This is a genomic window from Nonomuraea basaltis (genome assembly GCF_005893125.1).
Classification (GTDB): domain Bacteria; phylum Actinomycetota; class Actinomycetes; order Streptosporangiales; family Streptosporangiaceae; genus Nonomuraea; species Nonomuraea basaltis.
The window spans coordinates 35,937-55,658 of record NZ_VCJS01000041.1 but is presented as its reverse complement, the minus strand read 5'-3'; the positions used below and the strand labels follow the sequence as shown (position 1 = coordinate 55,658).

Below are 19,722 nucleotides of genomic sequence, written 5' to 3'. Positions count from 1 at the left end.
TGACGCCAGAAGTATTCCTCCCTCGTGCGGTAACAGTAGGGTTGCTGCGTGACAATGCCGGAAAACGGCGACGGGCCCTCGGCCGCCCTGAGCCTGACGTCGTCGATCGTCGACGGGATCACTGTGATCCGAGTCGACGGCGTGCTCGACGCGACCACGCGCGAGCAGTTCGCCGATTACCTGTCGATGGCGGGTTCCGATGTGATCCTCGACCTGGCCGGGGTAACGTTCATGGACTCGCGCGCGCTGGGCCTGATCGTCCACCACTGGCAGACGAGTCTGGCCTCGGGCTCCAGGTTCGCCCTGGTGGGGGTGGAATATTCGAAGTCCAAGGTGATGTGGATCACCGGGCTCGCGCAGCGGCTGCCTCTCTACGACACGCTCGACGACGCCCTTGCCGCCATCGGCTGAGGTCAGTGCCGCGACTTGCGCTGGTGCTCGTCGACCAGGAGCCTGGCAAGGTCGGCCACCTTGACCTGGTGGTGCTGCGAGATCCTGCGCAGCTCCTCGAAGGCGGCCTCGGCGGTGCATCCGCTGGTCTGCATGATGATGCCCTTGGCCTGGTCGATCACGGAGCGGCCGGCGAGCGCCTCCTGGAGCTGGGCGGCGTCGGTGCGCACCTCCTCGAAGTCCCACAGGTTCGCCATGGCCACGCCGAGCTGCTCGGTGAGCATGTCGGCGAGCGAGTGGGCGCCCTGCGGGGAGAACGCGCCGGGGCGTACGGAGTAGAGGCCGACGACGAGTTGCGCGGGCGACGCGTCGATGGGGACGATGAGCGCCGAGCGCACGCCCCAGCGCGTGGCCAGCGCGTCGTAGCGGGGCCAGCGGGTGTCGCTCAGCACGTCCGACACGGAGGCGCGGGCGCCGCTCTTCCTGGCCTCGATGGACGGGCCCTCGCCGAGCTCGCGCTCGCCCTCGACGAGCATGATGAGCTCGCTGTGCGAGCCGGAGACCAGGACGCGGTGGTCGCGCCAGTGCTCGGCGGAGGAGCCGGAACAGCCGGGCACGCCCGCGGCCAGCGCGGTCGTCAGCCCGCGCAGCACGCTCTCCATCGACGTGTCCTCGCCCAGCCTTCCCAAGGTGGCGAGGTCACGGGCGAGACCGGGGGTGATCATCGCGGTGGATTCCATAGCGATAAGGCTCTACCCCTTATGGCACCCCTTATCCCGGGTGGCGTAGCGTCAGAGGGTGACCATGCCGGACCTCGAACACGCGCTGGACGCGCTGACCCAGCGCGTCTCGTCGTTGCGCGAGGCGAGGACCGCCTATCCCGCCGACCTGGCGCCCACGCTCGACGCCGCGCTGGCCGAGCTCGACACCGCGGTCGAACTGCTGGCCGAGGCCCATGAGCAGCTGCGCAAGGCGCCCAAGCGGGGCGGGGGCAAGAAGGACGGCACGCAGCGGGAGCTGAAGCTGCTGCGCCAGATGTTGAGGGCGTTTCCGGTGCCGGTCATCGTGCTCGACGGCGGCGGCGTGGTCAGGCGGATCAATCCCGAGACCTCCCGGATGCTCGGCAGCCCCGACGGCTACCTGGTCGGCCGCTCGTTCCCGCTGCTCGTGGACGTGTCGCGGCGGGCGGCGTTCCGGTCGCATCTGACGTCGGTGCTGCAGACCGGGCAGCCGTCGGCGTTCGAGACCCGGCTGGCGCACCAGGGGCGCACGCACACGGTGCAGGTCGCGCTGACCAGGGTGACGATGCCGGGTGAGCCGCAGCAGATGGTGGCGGTCGTGGCGCTGCCGACCGAGGTGCAGCTGCCCGAGCCGGGCGCGCGGCGGCCGGAGCAGTCCGACGGCGCGCTGCTGATCGCGGCGGCCAAGCGGCAGGACCTGCTGGTCAGGATGGCCGGGCTGCTGCTCGACGAGCAGGCGCTGCTGCGGCCCGTCGCGGTGCCGCGGGCGACCCGGCTGCTGGCGGCCGAGTGGGCCGACTGGGTGATCGCGGATCTGGTGCGCAACGGGCTGCCGCGCCGGTCCGTGGTGGTGGGGCCGAAGGACCATCCGGTCGGCGAGCTCGTCCGGCAGGTCGAGTCGGCCGATCCGGCGAGCAGCCATGTGGTGCTGCAGGTGCTGGAGCGGGGCTCCGGCCTGGTGCACGAGATGGTGGACGACGAGACCCTGCTGGGCTTCTGCCCCGACGGGCCGCTGCTGACGGTGATGGGCGCGGGCTCGATGGTGTGCGTGCCGATCGGATCCGGCGACGGCGCGCTGACGCTGGTGCGGACGCACGACAGGCCGCCGTTCACGCTGGCGGACCTGGCCGTGATGCAGGAGGTGGGAATGCAGCTCGGGCTGGCGGTACGCGCGCAGAGCAGCTTTCAGAGCCGCTCGCGGGCGGCGGACGCGCTGTCGGCGAGCGTCGCGCCGCGCAACCTGCCCGACGTGCCCGGCTACGAGGCGGCCGCCGTCTACCATCCGGGGTCGTCGGTGGGCGCCGAGTTCTACGACGTGTTCCCGGTCTCGGGCTCGTGGGGGTTCGCGCTCGGCGGCGCGGCGGGCAAGGGCGAGGAGGCGGCGTCGGTCAGCGCCATGGTGCGCGGCGGCCTGCGGGTGCTGAGCGTTTGGGAGTCCGATCCCGACCTGGTGATGCGCAAGGTCAACGAGGCCCTGGTCGCACAGGGCACCGGCATGTTCGTGATGGCAGTGGCGGGGTTCGTACGGGGCCGCGAGATCAGGATGGCGTCGGCCGGCCACCACCCCGCGGTGCTGCTGCAGCCGGACGGCAGCGTGCGCTACGCTGCGGGCGGTGGCGTGCCACTGGGCATCGCTCCCGAGGCGGAGACCGGGGTGGAGACACTGACGGTCTGCACGGGGCAGACGCTGGTGCTGTATTCGGAGGGGCTGATCTCCTCCAGGAACGACCGGGGCGAGCCGTACGGCGAGGAGCGCCTGGCCGACGTGCTCGGCCGGTGCGCGGGCCAGTCGCCGTCCACCGTGGTCAAAGCGGTGGAGGCGGACCGGCATGCGTTCTCGGGCGGCCAGGTCTGGGACGAGATCGTGGTGTTCGCGTTGCGAGGTGTCTGATCTGTGGGGGTTTGCGATCGGCGCAAACCTGGGTATCGTCGGGATTGTAGACATACGTGCCTAAGACGCAGGCACACCTTAACGCATTCCACGCTGCTGAGGTGTGCCATGAATATCGCGATCGTCGCATCCGCCGGGGGTAACCAGCGTCACCGCCTGCTCGCCGTCGCACGCGAGCTGGGGCGCGAACACCACGTCACCATCTACTCCCGCCGTGACAACGCCGAGGGCAAGCCCAAGACGCGGGTGGCCCCGGGGGTCACGCTGGAGCAGCTCGACGTGGGCCCGGCCAAGGACCTGCAGGCGGACGACGTCCTGCCGTACCTCAACGACCTGGGCGACCACCTCATGCGGCGCTGGAGCCATGAGCGGCCCGACGTGATCCACGCCCACACGTGGACCTGGGGCCTGGCCGCCGTGGCGGGCGCCAAGGGGCTGTCGGTGCCGGTCACGCAGACGTTCCACACGGTCGACGCCCTGCACAAGGAGCTGGAGCTGGCGCTCGGCCGCCGGGCGGACGCGGTCATCGCCGGCTCGGGCGACGAGGAGTCGGCGCTGATCCGGCTCGGGGTGCCGCGCGGCAACATCGCGGTCGTGCCGTACGGCGTCGACACCGAGCGCTTCCAGCGGCGCGGCCCGGTGGCTACGCGCGGCTCGCGCAAGCGGCTGCTGCACGTCGGCCCGCTCACGCCGGACCGCGGCGCGCACACCATCGTCCGGGCGCTGCAGGGGCTCTCCGACGTCGAGCTCGTCATCGTCGGCGGGCCCGAGCCCGAGAACCTCGACGCCGACCGGGACGCGCGCCGCCTGCGCGCGCTGGCCGACCAGCTCGGCCTGGCCGACCGGGTGACGCTGCTGGGCCAGGTGAAGCGAGCGGCGGTGCCGAAGCTGATGCGCAGCGCGGACGCCGTGGTGTCGGTGCCGCGCGAGGCCGTGACCGGGATCGTCGCGCTGGAGGCCATGGCCTGCGGCGTGCCGGTGATCGCCTCGGCCGTCGGCGCGCACCTGGACTCGGTCATCGACGGCGTCACCGGGCTGCTGGTGCCGCCGGACCGGCCGGCGCGTACCGCGCGGCTGGCCCGCGAGCTGCTGTGGGACCCGACCCTGCGCACCGCCCTCGGATACGCGGGCGCCGACCGGGCCCGCTCGCGCTACTCCTGGGAGCGCGTCAGCCAGGAGCTGGTCCGGGTCTACGAGTCGGCCTGCGCCTGAACCCCCCCGAAACGAACTCCGGCAGGTGGCAACAGCCACCTGCCGGCGCCATGAAGGTCTACAAGGCGTCCTGAGTGCGCAGCCTGGCCGCCTTGAGTCCCAGGTGCACGGCCAGGCGGTCGTCGCCGTCCGACAGGTCGCGGTGCGTGAGGCGCTCGGCCTTGCCCAGCCGGTAGTAGAGCGTCTGCCGGTGGATGCCCAGCTCGGCGGCCGTCTTCTGGGCGTGGCCGCCGAGGTCGAGGTAGATCTCCACGGTGTGGGCCAGCTCGGTGTCCAGCGCGGCGGTCTCGGCCGCCAGCTCGCGCAGATCCTGCTGGCCGAGCCGGGCCAGCAGGCGGTGCACGCCCAGGTCCGCCCAGCGGGCGACGGGGGCGTACCGGGGGAAGTGCTCGGCGATGCGCAGTGCCTGGCGGGCCTCGCGCCAGCTCAGCCAGGCGTCGGCCGGGTCGGCCCTGGGGGCGCCGACGCCGGCGGCGGTGCCGTACGCGCTCTGGACCGTCTGCGCCACCTCGCCGGCCAGGTGGGCGGGGGCGAGCAGGGCGACCGGCGAGCCCGTGCGGGCCAGCACTCCGCGCGGGAGTGTCCAGAGGGCGGCGACGCGTTCCTGCGACTCGCGCACGGCGACGGCCGCGACCGGCCCGGGCACCTCGATGGAGGCGCCGGCGCGTTCCTCTGGGTCGGCCGAGAAGAGGGCGAGCAGGCCGTGGCCGAGGTCGCGGCGGCTCCTGGCCTCCTGGGCGAGCGCGGCGGCGGCCCTGGCCACGAGCGGCTCGGCGGAGCGGAGCCGCTCGGCGGAGAGCGCGCCCGAGTCGAGCAGCCACAGGTAGCCGTAGACGACGTCGCCGTGCCGCAGCGGCCAGCACACCCGGGCCAGGACCTCGAGCTCGGCGTCGCCGGGGATCCTGACCGGGCCCTCGGCCCTGGCGATGCCGTAGCGTTCGAAGTAGTCGCGCACCTCGCCGGTGGCGCGCCTGCGCAGGATGGACTCCTGGCGGACCGTGTCGATGGCGCCGTGCTGCGCGCCGTAGGCCAGCAGCCGGAACGAACGGTCCTCCAGCGTCGCGGAAGCCCCCAGCCGGGCGGCGATCTCGTCGACGATCTCTTGTAGGTCAGCCGAGTCGTACATTTGTATGACAGCCTGCCACACGCGGCGTTACGCGCGTCGATGGCCCCCTCTGAGCTGCGTTTTTAGACTTGGCCGCATGCTGGGTCAACTGCTGCTTGCCGCTTCCAGGAGCGGTGTCGTACGTCGCTCCGTGTCGGGCCTCCCGCTCACCAGGAGAGTGGTCGAGCGCTTCGTCGCGGGTGAAAGCGTCCAGGAGGCCCGCGACGCCGTCGAACGGCTGCGTGATGCGAACCTCGCCGTCACCATCGACCACCTCGGCGAGGAGACGCGAGACGCGCGGGCCGCCGAGGCCACCGCGAACGCCTACATCACGCTGCTCGAGGCGCTGCGGCCACAGGAGCTGGGCGGCCGGGGCGAGGTGTCGGTGAAGCTGTCGGCCGTCGGGCAGCGGCTCGACGACGCGATGGCGCTGGAGCACGCCCGCGAGATCTGCGCCGCGGCCGCCGCGAACGGCTCGACCGTCACGCTGGACATGGAGGACCACACCACCGTCGACTCGACGCTGGGCATCCTGCGCAAGCTGCGCGAGGATCACCCGTCGACGGGCGTGGCGATCCAGGCGTACCTGTTCCGCAGCGAGGAGGACTGCCGCGACCTGGCGGCGGAGGGCTCCAGGGTGCGGCTGGTCAAGGGCGCCTACCGCGAGCCCCCCTCGGTCGCGCACCAGGGGAAGGCCGCCGTGGACAAGGCGTACGTTCGATGCCTGCGGATCCTCATGGCGGGGAAGGGATACCCCATGGTGGCGACGCACGACGATCGCATGATCACGATCACGGAGCTGCTCGCCGACCGGTACGGGCGGGCGATCGGCGACCACGAGTTCCAGATGCTCTACGGAATCCGGACCGACAGGCAGGAGGCCCTGGCCGGGGCCGGTCACACGGTCCGCGTCTACGTCCCGTACGGCGACGACTGGTACGGCTATTTCATGCGCCGCCTCGCGGAGCGCCCGGCCAACGTCGCCTTCTTCCTTCGTGCCCTTGGGGGTAAGTAAATGGATGCCATCAGCAATGTCCCCGTTCCCGCCAATGAGCCGGTGTACGGCTACGCGCCCGGCAGCGCCGAGCGGGCCGCGCTGGAGGACCGCATCAAGGAGCTGGCCGGGGCGTCAATCGACCTCACCATGACCATCGACGGCGAGCAGCGGCTCGGCGGCGGCGCGCCCATCGACGTGGTGCAGCCGCACAACCGCAGTGCCGTGCTGGGCCGTGCCCACGACGCCACGGCACAGGACGTGCGGGGCGCCGTCGACAGCGCGCTGCGGGCGGCGCCCGCCTGGCGGGCGCTGTCGTTCGACGAGCGGGCTGCGATCTTCCTGAAGGCGGCCGATCTGCTGGCCGGGCCGTGGAGGGCGACGCTGAACGCGGCCACGGTGCTGGGCCAGTCGAAGTCGGCGTACCAGGCGGAGATCGACGCCGCCTGCGAGCTGATCGACTTCCTCCGGTTCAACGTGACCTTCGCCCGGCAGCTCTACGCCGACCAGCCGTTCTCTTCGCCCGGCGTGTGGAACAGGATGGAGTACCGGCCGCTCGAGGGGTTCGTGCTCGCGATCACGCCGTTCAACTTCACCGCCATCGCCGGGAACCTGCCGACCGCGCCGGCCCTGATGGGGAACGTCGTCGTCTGGAAGCCGTCGCCCACCCAGCAGTTCGCCGCGCACTTCACGATGCGGCTGCTGGAGGCGGCCGGTCTGCCGCCCGGTGTGATCAACATGGTCACCGGGAACGGCCAGGCCGTCTCCGAGGTGGCCCTCGCGCACCCCGCGCTGGCCGGCATCCACTTCACCGGCTCCACCGCGACGTTCCAGCACCTGTGGAGCACGGTCGGCGCGAACATCGCCTCGTATCACGCCTACCCGCGCCTCGTCGGCGAGACCGGCGGCAAGGACTTCGTGCTCGCCCACCCGTCCGCCGACCCGGGCGTGCTCGCGACGGCGCTGATCAGGGGCGCGTTCGAGTACCAGGGGCAGAAGTGCTCGGCGGCCTCGCGGGCGTACGTGCCGCGCTCGGTCTGGAACCTGATGCGTGACGACTTCGTCGCCACCGCCGAGTCGCTGACCATGGGCGACGTGGCCGGCGACCTGTCGACGTTCATGGGCGCGGTCATCGACGACCGGGCGTTCGCCAAGCACAAGGCGGCCATCGACCGGGCGCGGGCGGTCTCGAACATCGACGTGCTCACCGGCTCGTACGACGACTCCGTCGGATATTTCGTGAAGCCGACCATCCTGGAGTGCGCCGACCCCACGGACGAGATCTTCGTCAAGGAGTACTTCGGGCCGATCCTCGGCGTGCACGTCTACGAGGACCGCGACTACGACCAGGTCCTCGACCAGATGGAGGGCATCGCCCCGTACGCGCTGACCGGGTCGATCATCGCCCAGGACCGGTACGCCATCGCCGCGGCGTCGGAGCGGCTCCGCTTCGCGGCGGGCAACTTCTACGTCAACGACAAGCCGACCGGGGCGGTCGTGGGCCAGCAACCGTTCGGCGGCGCCCGCTCCTCGGGCACCAACGACAAGGCCGGCTCGATCTTCAACCTGATCCGCTGGGTGAACGCCCGCACGATCAAGGAGACGTTCGTCCCGCCGACCGACCACCGCTACCCGCACATGGGCTGACCTCTCATGACGCGAGCCCCGATCCCCCCGGTGGATCGGGGCTCGCGGCATGATGCGCCGCGGTCCTGCGGTCAGGCGAGAACGGCTGAGCCGGGGTCCTCCTCGGCGACCGGGCCGGGCGGCCGGTGGCGTGCCCGGGACACGGCCAGGCGGCCCCAGTCGTTCCTGGCCCCGTCACGGAGGGCCAGGAAGTCGCCGTACAGCTCGTCGTACAGCGCGGAGCGCTGCTCGTCGGGTTCGAAGACGTCGCGCGGCACCACGTGCCGTTTCACCGCGGCCTGCACGGAGGGCTCGGCGCCGGAGGCGACGAGCGCGGTGATGAACGCCCCCTTGGCCCCGATCTCGGAGTCGGCGGACCGTGACGTGGGCACGCCGGTGATGTCGGCGAGCAGCCGGCACCAGAAGTCGCTGTTCGCGCCGCCGCCCGTGATCCGCAGCTCCGTGGGGCGGGTGCCGGAGAACTCCAGGCACTCGCGGACGACGTAGCTCATCCCTTCCAGCATGGCGCGGGCGATGTGCGACCTGGTGTGCTCGAAGGTGAGCCCGCTCATCGAGCCGCGGGCGCGGGCGTCCCGGAACGGGGCGCGCTCGCCCGCCGGGCTGAGATAGGGATGGAAGAAGAGGCCGCCCGCGCCGGGATCGGTGGTCTGCGCGAGGTCGGAGATCCAGTTGGGTTTGTCCAGGCCGATCAGCTTCATGCCCCAGCCGATGGCCTCGACTCCGGCCATGGCGGCGAGGGAGCGCAGGTATCCCCCGGGCACGCCGGAGGGCAGGGTCATCCCGGCCGGTGGGCCGGAGGTGTCCACCTCGGCGACGGGGATCCCGGTGGACAGGGTGGTCCCGAGGATCGTGCAGGCCTGTCCCGGGGCGACCGCCCCGATGCCGAGCGCCGTGGCCGGGATGTCGAAGGGCGCCATGACCACCGGGAGCCCGGCCGGGAGCCGCAGCTCCGCCGCCGCGAGGGGCTGCAGCTGGCCGATCCGGTCGCCGTCGCCGCGGACGCCGGGCAGGAGGCGTTCGGCCCAGGGCAGGCCGAGGAGGTCGAGGATCTCCGGCGAGTAGGCGTGCGTGCGGATGTCCAGGAACGGCGAGGCGGCGTCGGACTCCTCGGCCGCGTACTCGCCGGTGAGCCGCAGGAACAGCCAGCCGCCGCAGTAGAGCGCCTTGTGGGAGGCGTCGAGCCGCTCCCGGTCGTTGTCCCGCAGCCACGCCAGGATGGCGCCGGACGTGCCGGCGAAGCCGTAGTTCCCATTGATCCTGAAGACGTCGTCGAGCACCCCGCCGGCCTCCCAGCGGTCGATGACGTCGGCGGCCCGCCCGTCGTTCCACAGAATGGCGGGCCCCGTGGGACGGCCGTCGGGCCCCACCAGCCAGCATCCGTCCCCTTGCCCGGTGAACGCGAGCATCCGCACCGGCTCGGGGGAAGCGTGGACGATGGACCGGACGGTGTACACGACCGCGTCCCAGACGCCGTACATGTCCTGCTCGCTGAAGCCCGGGGCGCGTCGCCGCACCTGCGTCTCCTGGCGGACGACCCGCAGCTCGCTCCCCTCGTCATCGAACATCACGGCCTTGACCATGGTGGTGCCCGCGTCGACGCACAAGACGGCCATGTTTCTCGCTCCTTCGACGGGGGTTCCTAGCTGGCGCTCCGGTCCTCGTAGCGGGTGATGACGACGACCTTCTCGTTCGATGGGGAGGAGCTGTCGAACTCGTAGCCGAGCCACTCCTTGACCAGGCGGCGGGCCAGCTCGGGCCCGATCACGCGCTGGCCGAGCGTGAGCACCTGGCAGTTGTTGGACAGGATAGACCGCTCGGCGCTGAAGGAGTCGTGGGCGACGGTGGCGCGCACCCCCGGCACCTTGTTGGCGCTGATGGCCATGCCGATGCCGGTGCCGCAGATCAGGACACCCCGGTCGATCTCCCCCGCCGCGACGAGCTCGGCGAGCCTGATGCCGACCTCCCCGTAGGACTCACTCTCCGGATCGGACGCGGGGACGCCGAGGTCGCGGACCGACTGCACGCGGTCGTCGGCCTGCAGATCCGCCAGGATCAGCTCCTTGTACGCGAGTCCGGCGGCGTCGCAGCCGATCGCCATACGCCAGCGCTTGGACACCATGGACAGTCTCCTTCGTACGTTCTTTCAGCAGATCAGCCGCACTGCACGGCGAGCACGTCGCCGACGGCGGTGAGGATGAGACCCATGGAGGTCGCGCCGGCGTCCGGGGACCCGACGCTGCGCTCGGCCAGGGGGCGTGCCCGGCCCACCTTGGGCACGAGTTGAGCGGTGGCGGCGGCGGCCTCGACCGCTGACCGAGCCGCCGCGGCCCATGAGGCGGCGAGCGCGGAGCCCGCGGCGAGGTTCGCGTCGAGGGCGTCGGCGAAGGGGAAGACCGCGTCGAGCATGGTCTTGTCGCCGAGTTCGGCTCCGCCGAAGTCCTTCATGGCCTCCGCGCCCCGCCGCACGGCCCGCGCGAGCCGCGCCGGTTCTACGGGCTCGTGGTTGCCGAGGGACTCTCCGATGGTGCGCAGGAACAGGCTCCACAGCACCCCGGAGGTGCCGCCGGCCCGGTCGCCGAAGGCGCTCGCCGCGGCGGTGAGCACGGTCTCGGCGCCTCCCCGGGTCGCCTCGGCCGCCGACAGTGCGGCGCGTAGCCCGCGTACCATGCCGGAGCCGTGGTCGCCGTCGCCGGCGACCGCGTCGATCCGCGCCAGCTCGTCCTCGTGCTCGGCCACGACGGCGGTCATCGCGCGCAGCGCGTCCCTGACGACGGCGGCGGCGCGCTCCGATTCGGGGCCGGCCTGCTCGGCGACGTCCGCCGCGACGGCCTCCTCCGGAACGACGTGGTGTTCCGGGGCGGCGTGGTGTCCGGCGGCCGCGGTGTGGACGCTGCCCCGGCGGAAGGCGGGCGTGTGCGCCGGGGCCCGCCAGAGCTCGTCCAGCTCGTCGTCCAGCCAGGTGATCGAGAGCGAGCAGCCCGCCATGTCCAGGCTCGTGACGAGCTCGCCGACCTCCGGCATGACCGGCTCGACGCCGGCGCCGGCCAGCAGCGGCCGCACGTTGTTCCAGAGCAGGAACAGCTCCTCGTATTTGGTGGCGCCGAGGCCGTTGAGGAGCACGGCGGCGCGCTGCGCGCCCTCCGGGCGTTCGGCGAGCAGCGGCTCCACCAGCGCCGAGGCGATCTTGGCCGCGGGCATCCAGGCGTCGGATCGCACACCCGGCTCGCCGTGGATGCCCAGCCCGAAGTCCATCGTCCGCTCGGCCACGGCGAACAGCGGGCGGGACTGCCCCGGGAAGGTGCAGCCGGCGAAGGCGACGCCGAACGAGAACGTGCGGGCGTTGGCCGCACGCATGATCCGCTCCACCGCGTCGAGGTCGTCGCCACGCTCCGCGGCGGCGCCGGCGACCTTGTACACGGTGAACGTGCCGGCGATCCCGCGCCGCTTGCCGGACTCGGCGGCGGGGGCGGAGGCGATGTCGTCGGTCACGTACACGATGCGGACGTCGATGCCCTCCGCGCGCAGGCGGTCCGCGGCGGCGGCGAAGTTCAGCCGGTCACCGGCGTAGTTGCCGAAGGCCAGGACCAGGCCGGCGCCGCCGTGCGCGGCGCGCGCGACCCGGTAGACCTGCTCGGCCGAGGGCGAGGTGAAGACGTCGCCGAGCACGGCGCCGTCGGCGAACCCGGCGCCGGTCACCCCCGAGTAGGACGGGTAGTGACCCGATCCGCCGCCGATGACCAGGCTGACCTTGCCCGCGCGCGGGCCGCCGGACCGGATGAAACCGGACGCGCCGGGCACTCGCCGGACGTAGTCCGGGTAGGCCAGGGCGAACCCGTCGAGGACCTCGTTCTTGAACTCTGCGGGGTCGTTGTAGATCTTGGTCACTGGCGTACTCCCTCGGGGAGCTGCGCGAGGATGAACTCGCGCGCGTCGACGTGGTCGGCCGCGAGGTGGTCCGCCAGCGCCGCCGCGTCCGGTTCTGGCGGGTAGGTGGCGTTCGGGATCCCGACGACGAGCAGGCCCGCGGCGTACGCGGCGCGGATGCCGTTGCTGGAGTCCTCCACGGCCAGGCCGTTGCCGGGGCTGATCCCGAGCCGGGCGACGGCCTCGAGGTAGACGTCGGGGCTCGGCTTGCCGCGCGGCACCTCCTCGCTGGACACGGTCGTGGTGAACAGCCCGGCCAGGCCGTGATGGCGGAGCACCGCGTCGATGGCCCCGCGGGCGGCCGACGACGCCAGCGCGATGGGCACCCTGGCGCTCACGCTGGTGACCAGCTCCCGCGCGCCGGGGAGGAGCTCGGCCTCACCACGCCGGATGCGGCCGACCAGCCCGTTCACGCAGTGGTCGCGGGCCACGTCCGCGTCGCCGGGGGCGCCGACGTGGCCGGCGAGGTAGCCGGCCCACTCGATCGAGCTCATGCCCTGGACGGCCAGGGTGTCGGACAGCTCCCACGGGCGCCCTCGGGACTCGGAGAAGTCGCGCCAGACCTCCTCCCAGAGGTGCTCGCTCTCGATGATCACACCGTCCAGGTCGAAGACGACCCCCTCGATGCTCTGGGCACTGGTCATGAGGCCACCTCCACGGTCGCTCCGGCCGCCTCGAGGGCGCCGAGCGCCTGTGGGCTCGCCTCGGAGTCGGTGATCACCAGGTCGAAGACGGGCAGGGAGGTCAGCCGGTGCAGCGCGGTTCTGTCCAGCTTGCTGCTGTCCACCAGCAGGTAGCGTGCGGAGGCGGACTCGATCATCGCGCGCTTGAACGCCACGATGCGCTCCTCCTGGTGGTAGGCGTGGCCGGCCGCGACGGCGGAGGTGGACATGAACAGCACGTCGGCGTGGATGGCCTTGATGGTCTCGATGGCGTGCATGCCCTGGAAGGAGTCGTGCAGCGGGTCGTAGTCGCCGCCGATCCCGATGACGCGGATGTCCGGCAGGGCGGTCAGCTCCCTGAGCGCGGCGAGGAAGTTCGTGGCGACGTGCAGCGGCGCGAGCTCGGCGAGGCCGGGGACCATGTGCAGGACGGTCGTCGAGTCGTCGAGCATCACGGACATGCCGGGTTCGACGTGGCGCAGCGCCGCCTGGGCGATCCGGCGCTTCTGGTCGACGGCCGCCGCGTGCCGGAACGCCACGCGGGCCTCGAAGACCCCGCTCGGCTGGGCGGTCGCGCCGCCGCGGGCCTTGCGCAGGACGCCCTGCCGCTCGAGCTCGTCGAGGTCGCGGTGGATCGTCATGACGCTGACGCCGAACATCTCCGCGAGCTCCTGCGCCGTCAGCGACCCCTGCTCCAGGATGAGGTCGGCGATCTGGCTCTGACGAGCCTTGTTCTTCCGCACGGGCACTCTTTCGACGTCGGGGGCACTCTGGGAATTCGTCACAGCCGCTCGCCGTCCGCGACTCGGAGCCGGACGTCCCTAGCGGCGTCGCGGGCCGCCACCGCGGACGCGTCGTCGGGAAGGCGCTGGGCGGCCAGTTCCGCCTCGATCCTGGCGAGGTAGAAGTCGAGCTCCTTCCGCCCGCGCTCGGCGTCCCACCCGAGCTCCGCGCCGATCAGCGGGGCGATCGCGCGCGCGGCGGCGGCGCCGCGGTCGCGCGTCTCGATCGCGATGTGGGTACGCCGGGTCAGCACGTCGTCGAGGTGGAGCGCGCCTTCGTGCGTGACGGCGTACACCGCCTCGGCTAGCAGGTAGTCCGGCGCGCCGTCGATGGGCCGCCCGAGCTCCGGGCGCTCGGCGATCATGGCGATCAGGTCCTCGGTCAACGAGCCGTAACGGCCGAGGAGGTGCTCGGCCTGGTCCGGGGTGAGCACGCCGGACGCGGCCGTGCGCGCCCTGGCCTCGGCGTAGCCGACGGCGCCGATCAGGGGGACGCTCTGGGTGCGCGACGGGGGCGCCGCGCGGCCGAGTCCCTTCACCGCCTCGTCGATCGTGTCTTTGGCCATGATCCGGTAGGTGGTGTACTTGCCGCCCGCGACCGTGGTGAACCCGGGGACGGGCGTCTCCACCGCGTGCTCCCGGCTGAGCCGGCTGGTCGTGCCGGCCCCCGTCGTCGCCGGGCCGCGGATGAGCGGGCGGAGCCCGGCGAAGACCCCGTCGATGTCGTCCCGGGTGAGCTCGGTCTCCAGCGCGGCGTTCACGTTGCGCAGCAGGTAGTCGATGTCGGTCGAGGTCGCGGCCGGATGGTCGAGCCCAGCCGTCCAGGCCGTGTCCGTGGTGCCGATCAGCCAGTGGCGGCCCCAGCTCCGTACGAACAGGACGCTGTCCTCGGCGCGGACGAAGAGCGAGACCTCGCTCCGGATCCGCTCCCGCGGCACCATGATGTGGACGCCTTTGGACGCTTTCACGCTGAAGCCCTGCCTGCCTCCCGCGAGGCTGCTCAGTCCGTCCGTCCAGACGCCGGTGGCGTTGACCACGTGCCTGGCGCGGATGGTGAACGTCTCTCCGCTCTCCAGGTCCTGCACCTGCGCGCCGCGGACGGCGCCGCCGGAGGTTTCCAGCCCGACGACCTTGACCGCGGAGGCGACCTCCGCGCCGTGAGCCGCCGCGGTGCGCACGAGTTCCAGGGTGTGGCGCGAGTCGTCGACCTGGGTGTCGTAGAACGTGATCGCGCCGACCAGCCCGCGCTGCTCGACGCCGGGTGCGAGCCGGCGCACCGCGCCGAGGGACAGGTGGCGGTGGCGGGGAACCGCGCCGGCGCCGCCGAGGGTGTCGTAGAGCAGCAGGCCGGCGCCCACGTAGGCGCGCTCCCAGAGCCGCCGGCGCAGCGGATAGAGGAAGCGGATGGGCTTGACGAGGTGCGGCGCGAGCTCCTTCAGCAGCAGCCTGCGCTCGCGCAGCGACTCGCGGACGAGGCCGAAGTCGAACCGCTCGAGATAGCGCAGACCTCCGTGGATGAGCTTGCCCGACCGGCTGGACGTGCCGGCCGCGTAGTCGCGCATTTCGACGAGGGCGACGGCCAGCCCGCGGGTGGCCGCGTCCAGTGCGGCCCCGGCTCCGGTGACGCCGCCGCCGATGACGAGGACGTCGTATTCCGTACGGGCGAGCCGCTCCAGCGCTTCCACGCGGCTCGCCGGGCTGAGCTGGCCGTTCGGCATTCGCTATCGGGCCCTTTCTGGCAGATGGCAGGGACGCTGGACTCGGGACTCTTCAGGGGTGCCGGGGGGTGGGCGCCGGCCGTCGCGAGCGACGGCACCTGGCAGGTCAGCGCCCACCCCAGCTTGGGATGGCGCTCACTTGTCCATGACGAACGGCGCCTTGTACTTGTCGGCGTTCTCCTTGGTGATGAGCACGCAGTCGATGCTCTGCTTCTCGTCGGCGACACCGGTCTTGCCGCTCTTGAGGTATTCGACGGCCTGGGCGACGGCGTTCGTCGTGCCCTGGACGATCGGCTGGAGCACCGTGGCCACCATGGTCCCGGCGCGCACCGCCTCGACCGCGTCGGCGTTCCCGTCGAAACCGAGCACCTTCACCTTATCGATCTTCTTGGCGTCGGTGAGCGCCTCGATCGCGCCGAGGGCCATCTCGTCGTTGCCGGCGATGATGCCGTCGATGTCGGGGTGGGCGGCCAGGAGGCCCTCCATCTTCTCCTTGCCCTGGACGCGGTCCCAGTTCGCCGTCTCCTGGCCGACCTTCTTGAGGTCGGGGTAGGCGGAGATGACGGCGGCGTAGCCGTCGGAGCGCACCTGGGCGTTGTTGTCGGTCGGGTTGCCGAACAGCTCGACGTACGTGCCCTTGCCGTCCATCGACTTCACCCAGGCTTCGGCGCCGATCGTGGCGCCCTGGGCGTTGTTGGAGATGATCTGCGACTTGGCGACGCCCTGCTTGGCGATCTCGGCGTTCACCAGGAGCACCGGGATGCCGGCGTCGGTCGCCTTCTGCACGGCGGCAACGGATTCGTCGGCGCCCGCCGGGTCGAGAATGATGGCCTTGACCTTGTTGCTGATCGCGGTGTCGATCAGCTGGTTCTGCTTGTCGGGGTCGGCGCCGTGGGCGTTGACCGTGGCCTGGAAGCCGGCCTTCTCGATCTCGGCCTTGGCGGTGTTCGCCTCCGCCTGCCAGTACGAGTTGGCCAGGTCCACCGTGATGACGGCGATGGTCCCGCCCTGGGTGCCGCCGGCCGAGGCGGGAGCCGCGCTCGGGGCGGCGCTCGTGGTGGAGTCGGAGCCTGACGAGCCGCAGGAGGCGAGGCCGAGTGCCATCACGCCTGTCGCTGCGATAGTGGCGATCTTTCGGAACATGTGGAGCCTTTCGCGAACACTGGTAGTGCAGACGGCCAACGGCGGGCCGTCCGGGTACGTCGGGTCACACCGAGGCCGGCACGTGCTCCGACGGCTTGGGGGGTGTCAGCGCGGCCTTCGCGGACCGGCGCTTCTGGAGGGTCTGCTGGAGCTGGTCCAGCGCGACGGCGATGATGATCACGGCGCCCTTGATGATCTGCTGCCAGAACTGGGAGACCCCCACGAGGACGAGGCCGTCCACGAGGAAGCCGATGACGAAGGCGCCGATGAGGGTGCCGCGGATCGTGCCGCGGCCGCCCGAGAGCGCGGCGCCGCCGATCACCACGGCGGCGATGGCGTTGAGCTCGAAGAACTCACCGGCCGCCGGGGTGGCCGAGGACAGGTCCGCCGTCAGGAGCAGGCCGACCGCCGCCGCGCACAGACCGGAGAGGACGTAGATGCGGGTCTTCACCTTCTTGACCGGCACGCCGGACAGCTCGGCCGCGCGCTCGTTCCCGCCGGTGGCGTAGAGCCATCGGCCGAACGGGCTCTTGCTGAGCACCACCGCGAACACCGCGGCGAAGAGGACCATCGCCCAGACCGGCATGGGCAGCCCGAGCGGCGCGCTCTTGAGGAAGGTGAGGAAGCCGGTGTTGCCCAGCGTCGCCTCCCCGCCGAGCTTGGAGAACGGGGTGCCGTTCGTGATCAGCAGCGCGATGCCCCGGGCGACGTAGAGCATGCCGAGCGTCGCGATGAACGGGGCGACGTTGAGTCTGGCCACCACCACCCCGTTCACCCATCCGGCGAGGGTGCCGACGCCGAGGGAGACGACGATCACCACCCAGGCGGCGGGGTAGAGGAAGAGGTCGAGGCCGTTGATCTCGAGTCCTTCGATCAGCAGGCCGGCGACGACGCCGGACAGGCCGACGATCGAGCCGACCGACAGGTCGATGCCGCCGTTGAGGATCACCAGCAGCATCCCGATCGCCAGGATGGCGTTCATCGCGACGTGCCGGGTCATGACGATGAGGTTGTCGGTGCTGAGGAAGTTGGGGGACAGCAGCGAGAAGACGACCACGATGAGGAGAAGCGCGAGCAGCGCGCGTCCTTCGATCATCAGGGCTCTGGTGTTGATCTTGCGGAGGAGGCGCGGCGCCGTCGCCTTGACGGCGGGCTGGCTCAGCTCACTCACTGGCGGTTCCCATCGGGTGGATGCCGACCTCGGACTCCCCGGAGGCGGCCATGATCTCTTCGCGTGAGGCCGTGCGCGGGTCGAACTCCCGGACGACGCGGCCCTTGGACATGACGACGATGCGGTGCGATGCCGTGATGGCCTCGCCGATCTCACTGGTCACGTAGAGGACCGCGAGCCCCTTCCGCGCCTCGCGGAAGAGCAGTGAGAAGATCTCGCCCTTGGCCCCTACGTCGATGCCGCGGGTCGGCTCGTCGAGAAGGAGCACCTTCGGGCTGGTGAGCAGCACCTTGCCGATCACCACTTTCTGCTGGTTCCCGCCGCTCAGCGACGTGATCGGCGCGCCGGGGCCGGTGGTCTTCACCCGGACCTCGGAGATCCCCTCCTGGACCCGGCCGGTCTCACGCCTGCGGGAGATCAGGCGGGAGACGGCGAACGACCTCGTCATCTCCAGCAGGCTCGACAGGGACAGGTTCTGGCCGACGGACATCGACTGGACCAGCCCGTCACGCTGCCGGTCCTCGGGGACGAGACCGATGCCGAGCGCGATCCGCTCCGCGATGGACGTGCCCGCGAGGTTCCTGCCGCCGATCTCCACCCGGCCGGAGGCGATCGAGCCGCGGCCGGCCAGCGCCTCGACCAGCTCGGTCCGGCCGGCGCCCATGAGCCCGTACAGGCAGACGATCTCGCCGTACCTGACGTCGAGCGAGACGTCGTTGACCGCGAGGCGGCCTTCCCCCGCGGCATCGACGACCTTGAGGTTGCGGATGCTCAGCGCGACGTCGCCGGGGTCGCGCTCCGCGTCGCGGAAGTCGTACTCGGCGGCCCGTCCGACCATCTTGCCGACAACCCAGGACAGGTCGATGCCGGCCGCCTCCGCGGTTGCCACCAGCTCGCCGTCGCGGAACACGACCGCGTGGTCGGAGATCTCGATCGCCTCCTCCAGATGATGGGAGATGTACACGATCGCGACCCCGTTGGCGGTGAGGTCCTTGATGACCTTGAAGAGGACCTCGACCTCCGGGGCGCTGAGCGCCGAGGTGGGCTCGTCCATGATCAGGATGCGGGCGTCCAGCGCCAGGGCGCGGGCGATCTCGACGATCTGCTGCTGCCCGATGCGGAGGTCGGCGACGAGGGTGTTCGGGTCGATGTCCTCCTCGAGCCGCTCCATGAGCCGCTGCACGACCTTGCTCTCAGCGCGGTAGTCCACCGTGCCGAACATCCTGGTGCGCTCGCGGCCGATGAAGATGTTGTCGCGCACGCTCATGTTCGGGCAGAGGTTGAGCTCCTGGTGGATGATCGAGATCCCATGCTCGGCCGCCTGGTTGGGCGAGTGCAGCTCGATCGGCTTCCCATCGAGCTCGAGGTGTCCGGAGGTCGGGGACTCGACGCCGGCGATGATCTTCATCAGCGTCGACTTGCCGGCCCCGTTCTCGCCGAACAGGACGGTGACCTTGCCCCGGTGGACCTCGAAGTTGACGCCCTTGAGGGCCTGCGTCGCGCCGTAGTGCTTGGTGATGTCGATCGCCCGCAGGACGACGCCGGACCGGGCGGGACTCGCGGCTTCCCGGGACATCAGCCCGCCACCTCGACCTTGACCGGCGTGACGAGGTAGCTGTCGTCCGGGCCGGTGTTGGTGACGTAGACGCCGGCCACCGACACGTTCGCGCCGCGCACCGCGGCGGCGCCGGCCTTGCGGGCGACCTCCGCGAGCATCCTGGCCTTCAGTTCGTTGGCCACCTGCTGGTAGTCGGTCTGGTTCTGGAAGTCCTTGAACTTGAGGGTGCCGGGGGCGTCGCGCAGAGCGGTGCCGTTGGCGGCCTGGCCGATGGCGACGCGGACCACGCTGCCTTTGGGCAGTCCCGCCACGTCGATGGTGAGCAGGCCCGCGTCGGTCTCGGCGACCTTGCCGGTGAAGCGCACCGGGACCGCGTACTTGTCGGTGCCCGCGACGTTGCCGTACTTCTGGCCGGCGGCCGAGGGGTCGGCGACGACCGCGGTGGCGACCTCCTTGAGATCCACGGCCTTCGCCTCGATGGCCCCCACGATCTTGGGGTATTCGGCGGCGGCGAAGTCCTTGGCGCTGAACTCCGCGGGGTTGAGCGCGGTGACCTCTTCTCTGGACAGGAACCTGGTGTCCAGGCCCATGGCGACCAGGAGGGCGACGATCACGACGGGCCAGACGAGGCGCGTGAGCATGCGGGGCGGGTCGGCGGCGGCTGCGGTGCTCATCGGACTCGGGGGCTCCTTTCCAGCGACCGGCTGGCAACGGGGGTCCGGCGGCGAGATGCGCGGACTTATCACGTGTTCACGGGAACGTAACAGAAGATTCCGTTATCTTTC

At 71.4% G+C, this 19,722-nt stretch carries 17 protein-coding genes; 5 read left to right on the top strand and 12 right to left on the bottom strand.

The features are described 5' to 3' along the window. Window positions 1–54: 54 nt before the first annotated feature. The gene (locus EJK15_RS20925; RefSeq protein ID WP_138712177.1) at window positions 55–411 is read left to right on the top strand and encodes an STAS domain-containing protein; all 357 of its coding nucleotides are present in this window, start codon (window positions 55–57) and stop codon (window positions 409–411) included. A 2-nt stretch (window positions 412–413) separates the two neighbouring features. Here the strand turns inward: EJK15_RS20925 and EJK15_RS20920 are convergent, their stop codons facing one another. Then, window positions 414–1,130, bottom strand: a complete 717-nt coding sequence (locus EJK15_RS20920; protein WP_138712150.1) for an ANTAR domain-containing response regulator — start codon at window positions 1,128–1,130, stop codon at window positions 414–416. 64 nt (window positions 1,131–1,194) lie between these two features. On the opposite strand from EJK15_RS20920, the gene EJK15_RS20915 reads away from it, so the two are divergent. Beyond that, window positions 1,195–3,021 (top strand): SpoIIE family protein phosphatase, encoded by a 1,827-nt coding sequence (locus EJK15_RS20915; protein WP_138712176.1) that lies wholly within the window; start codon window positions 1,195–1,197, stop codon window positions 3,019–3,021. A 108-nt stretch (window positions 3,022–3,129) separates the two neighbouring features. Next, the gene (locus tag EJK15_RS20910) at window positions 3,130–4,233 is read left to right on the top strand and encodes a glycosyltransferase (RefSeq protein WP_138712149.1); all 1,104 of its coding nucleotides are present in this window, start codon (window positions 3,130–3,132) and stop codon (window positions 4,231–4,233) included. Window positions 4,234–4,291: 58 nt separating this feature from the next. On the opposite strand, the gene EJK15_RS20905 is transcribed toward EJK15_RS20910, so the two are convergent. Then, window positions 4,292–5,359, bottom strand: coding sequence for a PucR family transcriptional regulator (locus EJK15_RS20905; protein ID WP_138712148.1), 1,068 nt, complete (start codon window positions 5,357–5,359; stop codon window positions 4,292–4,294). A gap of 76 nt (window positions 5,360–5,435) precedes the next feature. Here EJK15_RS20905 and EJK15_RS20900 point away from each other — a divergent pair, with 76 nt between their 5' ends. Together EJK15_RS20900 and pruA are read left to right on the top strand one after the other, a co-directional pair. Further along, window positions 5,436–6,353: a proline dehydrogenase family protein gene (locus EJK15_RS20900; protein ID WP_138712147.1), complete on the top strand. Its 918-nt coding sequence runs from the start codon at window positions 5,436–5,438 to the stop codon at window positions 6,351–6,353. Continuing rightward, window positions 6,354–7,979: an L-glutamate gamma-semialdehyde dehydrogenase gene (gene pruA, locus EJK15_RS20895; RefSeq protein ID WP_138712146.1), complete on the top strand. Its 1,626-nt coding sequence runs from the start codon at window positions 6,354–6,356 to the stop codon at window positions 7,977–7,979. 71 nt (window positions 7,980–8,050) lie between these two features. On the opposite strand, the gene EJK15_RS20890 is transcribed toward pruA, so the two are convergent. The 10 genes from EJK15_RS20890 to EJK15_RS20845 form a co-directional block, all read right to left on the bottom strand. Beyond that, a complete protein-coding gene (locus EJK15_RS20890; RefSeq protein WP_138712145.1) occupies window positions 8,051–9,592 on the bottom strand; it encodes an FGGY-family carbohydrate kinase in 1,542 nt (513 codons plus the stop codon). Between the two features lie 26 nt (window positions 9,593–9,618). Then, window positions 9,619–10,098 (bottom strand): RpiB/LacA/LacB family sugar-phosphate isomerase, encoded by a 480-nt coding sequence (locus EJK15_RS20885; RefSeq protein WP_138712144.1) that lies wholly within the window; start codon window positions 10,096–10,098, stop codon window positions 9,619–9,621. A gap of 32 nt (window positions 10,099–10,130) precedes the next feature. Then, on the bottom strand, window positions 10,131–11,864 hold the full coding sequence (locus tag EJK15_RS20880) for a dihydroxyacetone kinase family protein (protein WP_138712143.1): 1,734 nt from the start codon (window positions 11,862–11,864) through the stop codon (window positions 10,131–10,133). Continuing rightward, the gene (locus EJK15_RS20875) at window positions 11,861–12,547 is read right to left on the bottom strand and encodes an HAD family hydrolase (protein WP_138712142.1); all 687 of its coding nucleotides are present in this window, start codon (window positions 12,545–12,547) and stop codon (window positions 11,861–11,863) included. The genes EJK15_RS20880 and EJK15_RS20875 overlap by 4 nt, the downstream gene beginning before the upstream one ends. After that, window positions 12,544–13,308 carry a DeoR/GlpR family DNA-binding transcription regulator gene (locus tag EJK15_RS20870; protein WP_240777097.1) on the bottom strand — a complete coding sequence of 255 codons (765 nt, stop codon included), beginning with the start codon at window positions 13,306–13,308 and terminating at the stop codon, window positions 12,544–12,546. Before EJK15_RS20870 ends, EJK15_RS20875 begins: the two co-directional genes overlap by 4 nt. Before the next feature lie 38 nt (window positions 13,309–13,346). Next, the gene (locus EJK15_RS20865; RefSeq protein ID WP_138712141.1) at window positions 13,347–15,065 is read right to left on the bottom strand and encodes a glycerol-3-phosphate dehydrogenase/oxidase; all 1,719 of its coding nucleotides are present in this window, start codon (window positions 15,063–15,065) and stop codon (window positions 13,347–13,349) included. 135 nt (window positions 15,066–15,200) lie between these two features. After that, complete coding sequence (locus EJK15_RS20860) at window positions 15,201–16,208, bottom strand: D-ribose ABC transporter substrate-binding protein (RefSeq protein ID WP_138712140.1); 1,008 nt, start codon at window positions 16,206–16,208, stop codon at window positions 15,201–15,203. A 64-nt stretch (window positions 16,209–16,272) separates the two neighbouring features. Beyond that, window positions 16,273–17,379, bottom strand: coding sequence for an ABC transporter permease (locus tag EJK15_RS20855; RefSeq protein ID WP_240777096.1), 1,107 nt, complete (start codon window positions 17,377–17,379; stop codon window positions 16,273–16,275). Beyond that, window positions 17,372–18,955, bottom strand: a complete 1,584-nt coding sequence (locus EJK15_RS20850; protein ID WP_138712139.1) for a sugar ABC transporter ATP-binding protein — start codon at window positions 18,953–18,955, stop codon at window positions 17,372–17,374. Before EJK15_RS20850 ends, EJK15_RS20855 begins: the two co-directional genes overlap by 8 nt. Next, window positions 18,955–19,611: a DUF2291 family protein gene (locus tag EJK15_RS20845; protein ID WP_138712138.1), complete on the bottom strand. Its 657-nt coding sequence runs from the start codon at window positions 19,609–19,611 to the stop codon at window positions 18,955–18,957. Before EJK15_RS20845 ends, EJK15_RS20850 begins: the two co-directional genes overlap by 1 nt. Window positions 19,612–19,722 lie beyond the last annotated feature (111 nt).

Coding starts and splice junctions, on each gene's coding strand:
- EJK15_RS20925 (WP_138712177.1), top strand. CDS start 55: ATGCCGGAAAACGGCGACGGGCCCTCGGCCGCCCTGAGCCTGACGTCG.
- EJK15_RS20920 (WP_138712150.1), bottom strand. CDS start 1,130: ATGGAATCCACCGCGATGATCACCCCCGGTCTCGCCCGTGACCTCGCC.
- EJK15_RS20915 (WP_138712176.1), top strand. CDS start 1,195: ATGCCGGACCTCGAACACGCGCTGGACGCGCTGACCCAGCGCGTCTCG.
- EJK15_RS20910 (WP_138712149.1), top strand. CDS start 3,130: ATGAATATCGCGATCGTCGCATCCGCCGGGGGTAACCAGCGTCACCGC.
- EJK15_RS20905 (WP_138712148.1), bottom strand. CDS start 5,359: ATGTACGACTCGGCTGACCTACAAGAGATCGTCGACGAGATCGCCGCC.
- EJK15_RS20900 (WP_138712147.1), top strand. CDS start 5,436: ATGCTGGGTCAACTGCTGCTTGCCGCTTCCAGGAGCGGTGTCGTACGT.
- pruA (WP_138712146.1), top strand. CDS start 6,354: ATGGATGCCATCAGCAATGTCCCCGTTCCCGCCAATGAGCCGGTGTAC.
- EJK15_RS20890 (WP_138712145.1), bottom strand. CDS start 9,592: ATGGCCGTCTTGTGCGTCGACGCGGGCACCACCATGGTCAAGGCCGTG.
- EJK15_RS20885 (WP_138712144.1), bottom strand. CDS start 10,098: ATGGTGTCCAAGCGCTGGCGTATGGCGATCGGCTGCGACGCCGCCGGA.
- EJK15_RS20875 (WP_138712142.1), bottom strand. CDS start 12,547: ATGACCAGTGCCCAGAGCATCGAGGGGGTCGTCTTCGACCTGGACGGT.
- EJK15_RS20865 (WP_138712141.1), bottom strand. CDS start 15,065: ATGCCGAACGGCCAGCTCAGCCCGGCGAGCCGCGTGGAAGCGCTGGAG.
- EJK15_RS20860 (WP_138712140.1), bottom strand. CDS start 16,208: ATGTTCCGAAAGATCGCCACTATCGCAGCGACAGGCGTGATGGCACTC.
- EJK15_RS20850 (WP_138712139.1), bottom strand. CDS start 18,955: ATGTCCCGGGAAGCCGCGAGTCCCGCCCGGTCCGGCGTCGTCCTGCGG.
- EJK15_RS20845 (WP_138712138.1), bottom strand. CDS start 19,611: ATGAGCACCGCAGCCGCCGCCGACCCGCCCCGCATGCTCACGCGCCTC.